The organism is Lysinibacillus piscis (assembly GCF_026012395.1).
GTDB lineage: Bacteria > Bacillota > Bacilli > Bacillales_A > Planococcaceae > Lysinibacillus > Lysinibacillus piscis.
On the sequence record NZ_BRZA01000002.1, the window covers coordinates 488,444 to 502,035 of the forward strand.

A 13,592-nucleotide genomic window follows, 5' to 3' on the forward strand; every position below is an offset into this window, starting at 1 on the left:
TTATAGTGTGAAATTCAAGAGAAAAAAGAAAATTCGCTCTATTTAAGTGAATTTATAGCAAGTTCGCATATAAATCATGCATAAATAAGCGGCTATATTTTTGTAAAGGAAAAATAGTAGAATAGAAATAATATAGCTATATTTTATTATAAAAAGCAAAAAAATATCACTTTTATTTATTTGAAAAGGTATTTAGATTTACGTTTTATAAAATCATTTTGAATAAAAATAATTGATAGATACTTTATTCATATATTTGTTCAGAATTTGTATAGTAAATGGTATTATAATAAGAAATACGAATGAGAGTAGGAAAAATAGTGATGAAGAAATCTATTTTTATTGTCGTGATGGTGTGTTTGTTAGTTGGCTGCTCCAAGCAAGAAGCATTGTCACAAAAAAAGCCACTTTCATCGACAGAACAATTTGTCATTCAAGAATTAATGAATGACCAAGGTTTACTAGCCACAGATTTAACGGAGCAGAATGACTTATATTTATCGGAATCGGTGGGCTTATGGTTAGACTATTTGCTTGAAAAGGATGACCAAGGACGTTTTGATGAGCAAGTATCTGTACTAGAAGACCATTTTCTGCAAAAAAACTTTATTGTTTGGCAAATTGATGGACAACAAGCAGCAACTGTGAACGCACTTATTGATGATTTACGAATTATTCAAGCATTGTTTGTAGCAGGAGATAAATGGAACGAGCCTTCTTATACAAAATTAGCAACAAAAATCGGGAAAAACTTAGCGAAATATGGCATGAAAGACGATGTATTTGTTGATTTTGTAGATGTAATATCACACGATAAAGCTTCAGTATTAACAATGTGCTATATTATGCCGATAGCATTAAAGAACCTGCAAAGCCATCAGCTTATCTCAAAAAAACAACTCAATAAGCAGCTGACGATTTTAAGAAATGCACCATTACAAAAGGGGTATTTTCCGAAATATTATGATGTGCAATCGAAAAAATATGTATTTGACAAAGAACTACATATGATTGATCAATTATACACAGCGTATCATATGAGCACATTAGATAGAGAAACGACTGTTTTTAGAAAATGGCTATTGCAACATTACCGTCGAGATGGCAAATTATATGGTCGTTATGATGCTAACACAGATCAACCAGCCGTGGATTATGAATCACCAGCCGTGTATGCAATGGCGGCTCGCTATATGCTGGCGATTGGTGAAAGAAACTTGGCGGAGCAGTTTTTGCAAAAAATGGAGACACTGAGAGTCAATAAAGGCACAGGCTATGTAGATAAACAAACACAGGCAACACATATTTTTGATAATTTACTACCATTATTGGCAGAAAGAGAGGTAAAGAATGCGGAAAGCGATGAATTGGAATAAGTCAATATTGATTTATGGTATTGTCTTATTGCTACTACTACAATGTGCTAGTTATTTTTTATTGCATCAAGATACGGACAGTTTGTTATTACATCTTTTTTTAATTCTGCTTATTCTACTCACGCTATGGCGCGGGACGGTTTTTGGTCTTATTAGTAGCTTGCTCTTCATCTTTGTCAGTGGCTCCATGCTGCTCTATATTAGTTTTGTTGGGAGTATTGCTTATTTTAATGTTACATTGCCAATGAATGTATTTTTCATATATGGTGTAGCACTGCTGTTAAATATTTTATGCGCAGGAAAGGTACATGAACTATTGGTTGAACAGGCACGTTATATTCATCTGTTACAGCAAGATATTCAAAATTACGTGGCAATTGATGTAGAAACAGGCTTTGAAAATGAAGCGCGTATGCGTATTAGTGTGAATGAAGAAATGCGTAGAGCTGATCGACATAAACATACTTTTGTTTTTATTGCTTTAAAAATTGAAAATTATGAGCAATTTCAAACATTATATGGTATCAAAGAAGCTCATTTTTTATGGCAGCAGCTAGCACAGCGCATACAAGAAACAGTCAGACAAACAGATAAAAAATATCGCTTCCGTGACAATTATGTCGGCTTACTATTGATTGATACGACAGAAGAATATATCGGCATCATTTATGATAAATTAGACCAAGCTTTACGCAATCATCAACTTTTAAATGAAAAATGGGTAACCTTAAATTATAAAACAAGCTATTTTACGTATCAGCCATTAATGAATGAAACATTTGATGAATTATTAGTGGAGTTAGAAAGGGAGATGAAAACAAGTGAACTATAATTCATATCGTTTTCTCTTCATCATTAGCTTTGTTTATCTTATCTGTATGACGAATGTCTTGACGGCATTTGCTGAGGAAAAAGATATCGCTATTATTTATACAACGAAACAACAAACAGAGTCTACTGCTTATGTACAAGCCATGTTAAACGCATATGCAGCTGTGGATACACTATCGATAGACGAAGTGGATCATCAACGCTTACAAACATATAAACAGGTGATTGTGATTAGCTATACATCGTCCAAAATGCCACAAAAAGCATTAGATGCACTCAATTCATTTCAAGGTTCTGCCATAGCGATTGGTGAAAATACGTTACAATTAGCACCATTTTCACAATGGCAAATGGGAAAGAAAGTGGAATTGCGAGCAATCGGAGAGCACATTTTTGACCAAACGATTACATGGCAGAGCATTATTCCTTCTTCAGACGCTAAAGTGGTGAAGGAAGCCTCTACATTGCAAAAAAACTATCCATTTATCGTGCAGGCAGCACAGGGAAATTGGTCTTATATCGGTGAGATAATTGACAATAAGGCGATGCAATATGAATGGCCTAGGATCATAACGGATCTTTTACTATTACAAGCGCCATTTAACCATCAAGCTTTCATTGTATTAACAGACATTAACGCACAAACAGATAGCAAGCAGCTAGAAAAGGTAGTGGACATGTTTATAGCAAAGCAAATTCCGATTAGCCTCGAAATAGCACCTATTTATGTAAAAAAAGATCACGCGGTTTTATATTTACAGGATAATCAAAATTTATTGAGCTATTTGCAAAAACTACAAAAGAGGGGTTTGCCATTTGTACTTTCATCAGCAAATATGCCTCTGGAAGAAAGTTTGAATTACCTTGTACAACGAAAAATTTACCCCATATTAACGAATGAGGATAGTCCTTTGTTTACAGGAGTTGTACAACAGCACAATCAAACATCATTGTATATAACACATCAGGGACAACAAACATACTATCCCTATACAGTTACAGAATTAGCAAGTATCAGTGATGATTTTTTCTATCCTGTACAGCGAAGAATGGAGCAAGTATTACAAGTACCAGGCTCTGTCCTTGGCATAGCATATCCAGCTTATCTTAATGCAACCTATGCAGAGCAATTGATAGCCTATGTACAAAAGAAGCCTGAACTAAAATGGTTAGATTTCAAAAAGACAAACCAAACTGTACAAACAGATAATGGAAAAATATCACAAGAAATAACAGGTGAGCAAACGAATGATATGGCCTTTTCTTATCGAGAACGTTTAAAAATGCGTTTTCAAGAAAGCCCGTTTGAAGTAATGCTCTGGGGGCTTGTATTAACGGTAGCATTATTCGTGGCATTATTCTTTGTGAATACATTCCGTTTGCGGATAACATTGCGTAAACGATTATTTGAGGAGCGAAAAACAAATGGCTGATATTTTATTTTATATTTCACTATTCCTCATTTGGATCATGCTACTGTATCATATGTTCCTCATGGAGGGGGGCTATCTTCATTTTCGTTCATTTGAAAAACCAATCGATGAATGGTCAAAGAAGATGGTCAATGTTCCGTCTGTCAGTGTTTTTATACCTGCACATAATGAGGCGGTAGTCATTGAGCAAACATTAAGGGCGATGTCTCGTTTGTATTACCCAAAGGATAAATTAGAGGTTATTGTCATTAATGATAATTCATCTGATAACACAGGGGAAATTGCAAGGAAATTTGCTGAGCAGTTCCCCTTTATTCGGGTGCTCGATACGGTGGAGCCGAATAAAGGGAAAGGGAAATCCTCCGCATTAAATTCAGCATTGGTCGACTCAAGTAGCGATATCGTTGTTGTTTATGATGCTGATAATACGCCAGAGCGTATGGCTGTATGGTATTTGGTGATGGGCCTAGTAAACGACCCGAAAGCCGCAGCAACAGTAGGGAAGTTTCGAGTAGTCAATGCAAACGAAACATGGCTGACACGTTTTATTAATATCGAAACCATTTGTTTTCAATGGATGGCACAAGGTGGGCGTTGGAAATGGTTTAAGGTGGCAACTATTCCAGGTACAAACTTTGCCATTCGACGAAGTGTATTGGAGCAATTAGGTGGCTGGGATGTCAAGGCGTTAGCAGAGGACACAGAATTAACCATTCGTGTTTATAATTTAGGCTATCATATTCGTTTTTTCCCAAAAGCGATTACATGGGAGCAAGAGCCTGAAACTTTAAAGGTATGGTGGAAACAGCGCACACGGTGGGCACGTGGAAATCAATATGTTGTCTTGAAGTTTTTAAGTCAATTTTTTACATTGAAACGTAAGAGCATTATGTTTGACTTACTTTATTTCTTTTTTACTTATTTTTTATTTTTCTTTGGTGTTATTTTATCAAATGGTTTATTTATCGCCAATTTATTTTTCGATATTGGCTTAACAGTAGGCAATGTATCGCTCGTATTATGGGGACTCGCCTTTTTACTATTTTTAGGTGAGGTTATGATTACGTTGAGCATTGAGAAAACGGAGATGAATCGCCAAAATTTCTTCTATGTTATTTTGATGTACTTTACCTATTCTCAAATGTGGATTGTACTCGTTATTTGGTCATTATATTTAGAAATTAAACGATTATTTACAGGGCAAGAAGTTCAGTGGTATAAAACAGAACGATTCTCAAAAAAGCCGAAGTAAGGAGAGGAAGAATGAAAAGTCTATATTATGCATTTATGATGATGCTTAGTTTGTTGTTCTTATCCACACATGTGGAAGCAGCAACAATTTCTGTAGATCACCAAACATTGAAAATAGAGGAGAGTTCATCACATCAAAAACCATTATTATCACAAGCAATTGATTTGCAGGGACCATCTGCCTCAAGAGATTTTTATTACACTTTGTCAAAAGATATGGAGCCAAACAATTATTCAGTGACATTCCACACACAACATTCGGAATTATTAATTGCACCATCTTCTTTTACGATACAAATTGATGATGTATCTGTAAAAACAGTTGCTCTAACACCCGAACAATTACAGCAATCCATCACAGTCATATTACCGAAAGAAGCACTAAGTAAAGGAACACATAAAATAACAGCTAGCTTTTATGGCAGCTTAAAAGACGGTATTTGTGTAGCACCAGGTAATATAGGAAATTGGCTTCGTCTTGATATTATGTCGTCTATTTCTACCTTTGATGGTGAGCAGCAACAATGGACATTAGGTAGCTATCCATCCATGTTTTTAAGCTATGAAAATAGCCAAACAACATTAATTTTGCCTGAAAATGCGTCTGAAGCAACATTGAATAGTGGCTATCAGTTGGCAGCCTATTTATCCAGCAATAGTGTGAAAAACGTCCAAATTAAACGAGAAAATGCGATCGAACAGCTAACAGGCCCAGCGATTGTGCTTGGGGCGAAAGATGAGTTTAGCACGGAATTGATGCGAAAAATAGCAACGAATGCAAATATCACGTATGACAAAGGCGTATCTTTAAGTATACATGCAATAGGAAATACAGATGCTACGAATCATGTACCATTGTTATGGGTAACGGCAACGTCACCAGAAGAAATACAAGAGCGTATAGCCCTTTTAACAGATGCTCGTTTATTTCAACAATTAGTGGGGGATACGATGGTAGTGGACGAGCTGCCACAATTGGAAAAGCAATCATTTACAACGATTCCATTTACGAAATTTGGGTTTGAAGGTCAAACATTATCGAGTGACCGCACATTCACACCACATTATTATATCTCCTTGCCACGATTAGAGGCAGATCAAGAAGCGGTGATGCGTTTCAAATTAAAGAAAGCAGCCATTTTACCAACAACGGCAGCAAAAGATCAAAATGATCGCCAAGTAGAGTTAATTGTGACGATTAATAATGTGCCACATGCGATTGATTTACGAAAGCTAGAATCGATTGGGAAAGATGTCTATGAGGCACAACTACCAATTGAGACGAATCTTTTAAATAAACAGGCGATGACAGATATTCAATTTGAAGTAACCGGCTTCCAGTTAGAAGATCCTTGTGAAACAACAAATGAGCGTTATTGGTTATATATTGATGGTAGTAGTACATTAATTATGGGGAATAATGAAGTAACAGAAACGTCCTTTTCATTAAAAGATTTCCCAAATACGTTTCATGAGGATACATTGATTATTGTGCCAGATGCGTCAGAAGCAGTTGATGGTCAAATGTTACTGCTTTATAAGGAATTGATGATGAATGGTCAAATGGCACAAACGACACTGGTCAAAAATGGGGCGGTAACAGAAAAAGATTTACAACAACATGCAGCTATTTTTGTCGGAGAGCTAGAGCAATTTACGACGCTTACTAAACATACATCGACTATACCGCATACAGCAGAAGAATTGGCACAGCAAGGTTTTTTACCAACCACGATAGCGCAATCTGCCTTTGTCACAGCAAGTTTTTGGCAACAACAGAAGCCAGTCATGCTGTTGCGATTAACAGAGGATACTGTTCAAGCAAGTGAATTTTTAACAAATTTAAAGCAAGAAAATGAAGTAGTCAAGATGGCTGTGGCGACAAAAGAAGGTCAATTTGTAGCAGGTGCTAAGACGGCTACAGATGTAGACGCAGCACAAGAGGAGCAATCAAGTGTCTCTGCTATCGTAATTGCAGAGTTTATTGGGCTGATTGCCGTTATTGGCATTGCTCTGTACTTCATTCTTCGCAAGCGTAAGAAAAATGAAGTGACAGAAGAGGAATAAGCTAGAAGAACACCCGAACAATAGCGAGATTGTTCGGGTGTTTTATTATGCAGGCATATCCGTTGGTGTTGGTTTAGCGTAGCCTTCTTTATAGGTGTTGTCAATTGTAGTGCGAATTTCTTTTAAGCTTTTGCCGTCCTGATACATTTTGGCTGATTGTACGGCGATTTCTAAGCAAGTGAGACAGCGTGTACCATGATCATCCCACACGATTGTGCCGTCTTTACGTTTTTCTTGAATAAAGCAATTTAAGTTATTTTTATGTCCTGCTGACTCACCACAGCCACAGTAGCAAGGAATCCATTGCAAAATATCTGTAGACTGCCCTGCAACTTGATAAACGAAACGGACATTTTCAGGTTGATTATTTAAAAATGACGGTAAAACATCAGCAGATGCCGTTTCTTCTTGAATATCACCCGTCACATGAGCATGTTCATCATGTGATGCCTCTTTTTCACTACTACAGGCACTCAAAATCAGTACAAATGTCATCAGCATCATTAATTTTTTCAAAACAAATACCCCCTATAGGTTGTTGATAGCTATAGTATACATGATTTTAAGAGGAGGGCGCGTAAATCATTAGTGAAATAAATTAGAATCATGTGTTTTGTTCATAAAAAGTTCCATTTTTCGACGGAGTAATTGTTTGAAAAAGACACCCATAAGTAAAAAGAATAGCCAAAAGCTAATTAATAACAGACAGTCGATGCTTACTTTTGTCCATATAATACCACCTACTGCCTCTCGTAATAATGAAATGGCATAAGTAAATGGCAGGAAAGGGTGGATGGCTTGAAAGAAAGGTGGTAGCAATTCGATTGGGTATGTGCCACCAGAGCCAGCGATTTGCAGGACGAGCATGACGATAGCTAACGCTTTGCCCACATTGCCGAATACGGACACAAGTGTATAGACAACAGTTATAAAAACAAAGCTAATCAGCAATCCGAATAGGATAAAATAGAGTGGTGAAGCCAGCGTATTATTTAAAAGAAGGCAGTCACCAACCGTAATAATGAAGGTTTGTAACAGGGATAATGTCAGAAACGTCAGGAGACGTCCAAAATAAATGGCTCGCACGGAAATGTGTTCTTGTGCTGGCAAATTGACTGCTAGTAAGGAAATTAATAATAAACAGCCAACCCAAATAGCAAGCACCGTATAAAATGGTGTCATTGCTGTGCCATAATTGGCGATAGGAAACAGCTGATGCTCTTTTAATTGGATAGGCTCTGCAAAGAAATCCTGCTCTGCCTGTACATCGTTTTTTAATAATTGTACAAGATCGGTAATAGACATTTCCTTTTCAAGTGCTTGTATTTTTTGTGTGAGTGCTTGAATTTTCGCACGGATAGCTGGAAAATCGGCTTGCAGCGCGGAAACACTTTGATTAGCTGTCGTCAGCATTTTCTGGGCTTTCAGTAAACGATTAATGGCATCAGGTAATGACTGCTGCACTTGCTGTAGAATTGCATTGGCTTTTGTAAGTAATTCTTTCGTATGTGCAAAGGTATTGCGTAGTTGTGGTAGGACTTGCTCCTGAAGCTTATTCAACAAGGTGCTTATATCCTCTGCTTGATTCATATTCAATTGTTGCAAGGTCGCAAGTGCATCTGACAATTTAGGCATCGTTTGTAATATTGTGTTTAACTGTTCTAGCTGTTGGACGGTTGCTGTATCAAGTGATGTACGTTGCTGTAAGAGTGATTGTACTACATGCCCCAATTGTTGATGTGCCTCAATATGTGCCTGTAAAATCGTTTGTAATGCTTGGAGATGTTGCTCAGGTTGCTGAATGGATTGTATAGACTGTAAATCCTGTTGAATTGTTGGCATTAGTTGATTGAATAAAGCTTCTGTATCATTCATTAAAGATACTGCTCGTTGAAGCGCTGTTAGACCATTTGCTAGGATGGCTTTAGCGGCTGGTAGCTCTGCGATCGTATGATTTAATAATGTTTCAGCCTGTTGACCATCTTGTGCCACCTGTGTTAAAAAGGTCTCAATTTCAGGCAGACGTTGGTCGATAGTAAAAAGATAATGCTCAAATTTTTGGAAATCAGGCACTTCATGTTCTATTTCAACGCCAATGGTATTAAAAATAGAGAATAATGTGCCATTGACTGTAGAGATAAATTCACTCGAAATTTGTTGCGTAAGCACACTAGCTCCTTTACTTGTAATTTTAGGAGCAATCGGATTGATTTTTTCATTCACATAATAATCAATGTGTGCCTTTGTTGGCATATCTGTTAAAATAGAGGAGAGCTGTGTTGAAAAGGCGTTGGGAATGACAATAACGGCAAAGTAATCGCCATTTTTCAATGCTTGCAGTGCTTGCTCATAAGGTAAAAAAGACCAAGTGAAGCTCTCATTTGTTTGTAATGTTTGCACGACTTCATCACCAACGACAATATGTTGATTTTGAATGGTTGTGCCTGTATCTTCATTCACGATAGCAATTTTCATATGACTTGTTTGTGCATACGGGTCCATAGAAGCGTAAATGTTGAGCCAAGCATAAAGCGAAGGTAAAAAAATGAGTCCACCAATAATGACGGCTACTACCCAATTGGTTGTAATATGAAGTAAATCTTGCCGATAAATTCGACAAGCATGTTGAATGGTCTGTTTCATCGTCATCACTCCATCAGTAACATATAGACTTAGCTTGTCAAAAATCAGCTAAATTATGTTCACATACTTGGAGAAAAGGGAAATTAGTTTACTATCTTTTCAAAACCTTATATAATCAATCTGAGATACACTAAAATTAGGCTATTTTTAGTGTGTAAAGGAGGAGCTAGTTGCTTTGAAAAAATTATTAATTATTGGTTCAGTAATTGTTGTGCTATTTGCTACTATTATTGTACTAACGAATGTGTCGAACAAGAGTAAAATGGCAAAAGCACAAGAGTTATATGGCGATAAAGATTTAACACAGGAAACGCTTGACCAAGTGACAGACGAAAATTACCAAAAAATTATGTTGCCAGATGAGCTGGAAAAAAAGATTGCTGCAGGGGAAAGTGTCAATGCTTATTTCTTTAGCCCGACATGTGTCCACTGTCAAGCATTTACACCCGTGTTAATGCCAATCGTTGATGAATTGGATGTCGATATTGGTCAACTAAATGTCCTTGAATACCGAGCATTATGGGATCAATATAACATTGAAGCAACACCAACATTTATTCATTTTGAAGATGGCAAGGAAGTAAGCCGTTTCGTAGGTGCTATTTCGGAAGAGCAATTGCGCGATTTTTTAAATAAAGAAGTGTTAAAAAAATAACAGCTTTAGAGACTACATCAAAGTGAATTTGAGTAGTCTCTTTTTACATGGTATGATGAAATGGAACGATTTTATTGCGATAAAAGGACGGATTTTACATGGCACAAGAAGCAGCAAACAAATTGATTGAAAAGGTATGTCATCATTTAGTGCATGGCATGGATATAACGAAGATGGAGCAACACTTTCAGCAAACAATCGATATGTATCGTCAATCGGCACAAAAAGACCGAGACTTTTGGGATATGCTGATGATGAATATGCTTTATTTTACAGAGAATGAGCAAGTGTGGGAGCAAGAATTACTGAAGATGTTGAAGGCGAAAAAATGGCTAACACCTGTTGCATTAGAGGAAGAGTTGCTAGTGCATCAATTGCGTATTCGTCAACAAGTAGCGGAGCAAATAGATGCAGCAAAAGAGGTATTCCATCAACAATATATAGAAGAAGGCTTCGTGGAAGAAGCGATTATTTATGACTATGCTTACAGTTCTGCGGGGCATTCCATGCGTGCTGATTTATTAATGGTACTTGTTTCTACACCAGCACAAACACAGCTGTTATTTGAAGCGGACCCACAAGAGACGATTCGGATTATCAATGGTTATATTGCTTATCATTTAGATGGTCTGTTGAATAAAACGACATTACGCTAAAGAGGGGAATTTGAGCGATGAACACACCATTTACCTTTACACATACAAAGCCTACGACGATGGGGGAGCAAAAATACCCTGCTATTTTTTTACTGCATGGTATGGGAAGTGATGAGAGAGATTTACCGCCATTAGTACAAGATTTTAAGGAGCAATGCCATATTTTTAGCTTACGCGGTCCTGTCACACAAAAGCCAGGCTATGCTTTTTTCACGATTCAAGATATTGGACAACCTGACCGTGATGTTTTTGATGTTGTGTTAACAGCATTAAAACGTTTTATTTTGGAAGCTGTTGAGGAATATCAAATTGACCCAAATCAAGTCTATGTGTTGGGCTTTAGTCAAGGTGCTGTATTAGCTCAATCATTGGCATTTATTATGGGCAGTTTTTTAACAGGCGTAGTGGCACTTAGCGGTTATACACCCAAATTTGTGACAACTGATTATGCTATTCGTTCGGTAGAGCATTTACAAATCTTTATTTCGCATGGTGACTATGATTATGTTATTCCATCGCAGTGGGGAGAAGAAAGTAAAGAGCTGTTTGAGCAATTTGGCGCAACAGTGACCTTTAAGCAATATGCAGACGGTCATGGTGTAACACCTGATAATTTACGTGATGTACAATTATTTTTAGCACAGCAACTGCAAACGACGATTCACTAATAAGAGAAGCCCACTTCACCTATTGTTTATGGAAGTGGGCTTCTTTATGTCGATTCATGGAGAATTGTGTCACAATTTTTCATTTGTTCGAAAAGGATTCACGGGAAGGAGGTTCAAATTCATGTCAGTCAATGGTATCATAGAAGATGTTGTGAATGAACGAATCTCTTTCAATCAAGTAAAGAGCGTAGAAATTATGAGAGAAGGAATTAAGGAGAATGGAACAAAAAATAAACATGGAGCAGCAAATAGATTCTTCAAAACAGCCTACACGCTCTACGATTTTAGCGCAAACAGTGAAAACAGGTATTATAAAATCGAACCTCATTCCCATGTGGGCTGGTTTAACATTAGGCATGTATAAAAATAAAATGACATTTGTGGATCATATTCCAGAGATGATTTTTTCGACAGTTGGTTCTGCCCTTGTTATTGGAGCAGCAGGGGCGTTCAATAATGTCTATGATCGCGATATTGATGCCATTATGCCACGTACACAAAGTCGTCCAACCGTGACAGGAGAGATGTCGGTCAAATCGACAATGCTGTTAGCTATATTCATGCTAATTGCAGGGCTAGTGATATTAGCGTTTGCCTCTCCATTAGCTGCTTTATTCGGTTTTCTTGGTGTATTTTTATATGTGGTTCCATATACAATGTGGACAAAACGTCACACAATTTATAATACGGAAATTGGTAGTATTAGTGGGGCGATACCACCAATTATCGGCTGGTCTGCGGTTTCCTCTGATATTACGCATCCTGCTTTATTAGGGTTATTTTTTGTCATGGTCATTTGGCAAATGCCGCATTTCTATGCGATTGCCATTCGCAAACATGCGGATTATGAAGCGGCAAATGTGCCTATGTTACCTGTTGCGAAAGGCTTGCGCAGAACGTATTATCAAACCAACTTTTATTTGATTTTATTAATTTTATCTAGTTTTTTATTCGGCTCTTTAAGTGTGGGGATTATGCTTGTTGCATTATTACTCAGCATGGCATGGCTAGGTATGAGTATTTATGGCTACCACAGCAATACGGATCAAACAAAATGGGCAACGAAAATGTTTGTGTTCTCTCTTTTCCATATGACAATTTTATTTTCAACTGTCATTATTTATTCCGTAGTAGGTGTAATTTTTAAATTGTATTAATTGAAAAGCCAACAAGCATTTAGGGGGTGCTTGTTGGCTTTTGTACAGAAATGACCTGACAGCTAGGCCATTCCAAGGCATGAAGCTGACCACCAAATACAGCACCACCATCAATGCCAATAATGCGATTGTCGCCCATATAAACACTATAGTTTGTAGGGTCTTGGTGTAGTCGATAGGTTGGAGTATGGCCGAAAATGACGGTTTTTTCACCATGATAGCCATGATGAAATTCTTCACGAATCCACAATAAACGAAGTGGGTCCGTTTCCTCAAGTGTTAGATCAGGTACAACGCCACCGTGGACAAAAATCGCATCATCCAATTCAATATAGAGCTCAAATGTTTCGAGTAATTGTAAGTGCTCCTCTAATTTCGGTAATGATTGAATGAAATCTGGTAAAGTATTTTGTTGTATCGCTTCATCAAAATCAGCTAATTGGTAACCGTAGCTAGCGAGTGTGGCCTCACCACCACATAGACCAACCCAATGCTGCCAAGGTTGCATTTGACCTGAGCGACAAGCACGTAACATAATGGCTTCATGATTTCCAAGCAATACACGTGCCCCCTGTGTTCGGAGCTCACTGACTAAATTGAGCACACCACTGACAGCAGGGCCACGGTCTACATAATCTCCGAGTAAAAATAATTGGTCTTGTGCAGCGTCATAGTTGACTTTTACTAATAGTTCCTCAAATAGCTCTAGTTCGCCGTGTATATCACTGATGGCTAGAATTCTCCTCATACAGCAGCATCCTTTCTAGTAGAAAAACAAATACTATTTTTAGTATAAAGAATACTGTGCCAAAATTCGACTATTCTCACTTATTAGTATGAACAACTGACGATATA

Annotated in this window: 12 protein-coding genes; 9 read left to right on the forward strand and 3 right to left on the reverse strand. The window is 37.4% G+C overall.

Annotated features, from left to right (window positions below; genetic code table 11):
* Window positions 1–323: 323 nt before the first annotated feature.
* Genes OPF91_RS08765 through OPF91_RS08785 form a run of 5 tightly spaced genes read left to right on the forward strand, consistent with a single transcriptional unit; the run spans window position 324 to window position 6,958 of the window.
* Window positions 324–1,376, forward strand: a complete 1,053-nt coding sequence (locus OPF91_RS08765; RefSeq protein ID WP_264988369.1) for a hypothetical protein — start codon at window positions 324–326, stop codon at window positions 1,374–1,376.
* Window positions 1,351–2,208: a diguanylate cyclase domain-containing protein gene (locus tag OPF91_RS08770; RefSeq protein ID WP_264988370.1), complete on the forward strand. Its 858-nt coding sequence runs from the start codon at window positions 1,351–1,353 to the stop codon at window positions 2,206–2,208. The genes OPF91_RS08765 and OPF91_RS08770 overlap by 26 nt, the downstream gene beginning before the upstream one ends.
* Window positions 2,198–3,640 carry a DUF2334 domain-containing protein gene (locus OPF91_RS08775; RefSeq protein ID WP_264988371.1) on the forward strand — a complete coding sequence of 481 codons (1,443 nt, stop codon included), beginning with the start codon at window positions 2,198–2,200 and terminating at the stop codon, window positions 3,638–3,640. Before OPF91_RS08770 ends, OPF91_RS08775 begins: the two co-directional genes overlap by 11 nt.
* Window positions 3,633–4,892 carry a glycosyltransferase family 2 protein gene (locus OPF91_RS08780; RefSeq protein WP_264988372.1) on the forward strand — a complete coding sequence of 420 codons (1,260 nt, stop codon included), beginning with the start codon at window positions 3,633–3,635 and terminating at the stop codon, window positions 4,890–4,892. The genes OPF91_RS08775 and OPF91_RS08780 overlap by 8 nt, the downstream gene beginning before the upstream one ends.
* An 11-nt stretch (window positions 4,893–4,903) precedes the next feature.
* The gene (locus OPF91_RS08785) at window positions 4,904–6,958 is read left to right on the forward strand and encodes a cellulose biosynthesis cyclic di-GMP-binding regulatory protein BcsB (RefSeq protein WP_264988373.1); all 2,055 of its coding nucleotides are present in this window, start codon (window positions 4,904–4,906) and stop codon (window positions 6,956–6,958) included.
* 45 nt (window positions 6,959–7,003) lie between these two features.
* On the opposite strand, the gene OPF91_RS08790 is transcribed toward OPF91_RS08785, so the two are convergent.
* The gene (locus OPF91_RS08790) at window positions 7,004–7,474 is read right to left on the reverse strand and encodes a PCYCGC motif-containing (lipo)protein (protein WP_264988374.1); all 471 of its coding nucleotides are present in this window, start codon (window positions 7,472–7,474) and stop codon (window positions 7,004–7,006) included.
* Window positions 7,475–7,543: 69 nt separating this feature from the next.
* Window positions 7,544–9,601: a YhgE/Pip domain-containing protein gene (locus OPF91_RS08795; RefSeq protein ID WP_264988375.1), complete on the reverse strand. Its 2,058-nt coding sequence runs from the start codon at window positions 9,599–9,601 to the stop codon at window positions 7,544–7,546.
* Between the two features lie 175 nt (window positions 9,602–9,776).
* Between OPF91_RS08795 and OPF91_RS08800 the strand changes: the two genes are divergently transcribed.
* The 4 genes from OPF91_RS08800 to cyoE all read left to right on the forward strand — a co-directional run bounded on the left by OPF91_RS08800 (window position 9,777) and on the right by cyoE (window position 12,737).
* Window positions 9,777–10,256, forward strand: coding sequence for a thioredoxin family protein (locus OPF91_RS08800; RefSeq protein ID WP_264988376.1), 480 nt, complete (start codon window positions 9,777–9,779; stop codon window positions 10,254–10,256).
* Window positions 10,257–10,354: 98 nt separating this feature from the next.
* Window positions 10,355–10,912 (forward strand): hypothetical protein, encoded by a 558-nt coding sequence (locus OPF91_RS08805; protein ID WP_264988377.1) that lies wholly within the window; start codon window positions 10,355–10,357, stop codon window positions 10,910–10,912.
* Window positions 10,913–10,929: 17 nt separating this feature from the next.
* On the forward strand, window positions 10,930–11,580 hold the full coding sequence (locus OPF91_RS08810; RefSeq protein ID WP_264988378.1) for an alpha/beta hydrolase: 651 nt from the start codon (window positions 10,930–10,932) through the stop codon (window positions 11,578–11,580).
* A gap of 218 nt (window positions 11,581–11,798) precedes the next feature.
* The gene (gene cyoE / locus OPF91_RS08815) at window positions 11,799–12,737 is read left to right on the forward strand and encodes a heme o synthase (protein WP_264988379.1); all 939 of its coding nucleotides are present in this window, start codon (window positions 11,799–11,801) and stop codon (window positions 12,735–12,737) included.
* Window positions 12,738–12,756: 19 nt separating this feature from the next.
* On the opposite strand, the gene OPF91_RS08820 is transcribed toward cyoE, so the two are convergent.
* Window positions 12,757–13,485, reverse strand: coding sequence for a metallophosphoesterase (locus tag OPF91_RS08820; RefSeq protein WP_264988380.1), 729 nt, complete (start codon window positions 13,483–13,485; stop codon window positions 12,757–12,759).
* Between the last annotated feature and the right edge of the window lie 107 nt (window positions 13,486–13,592).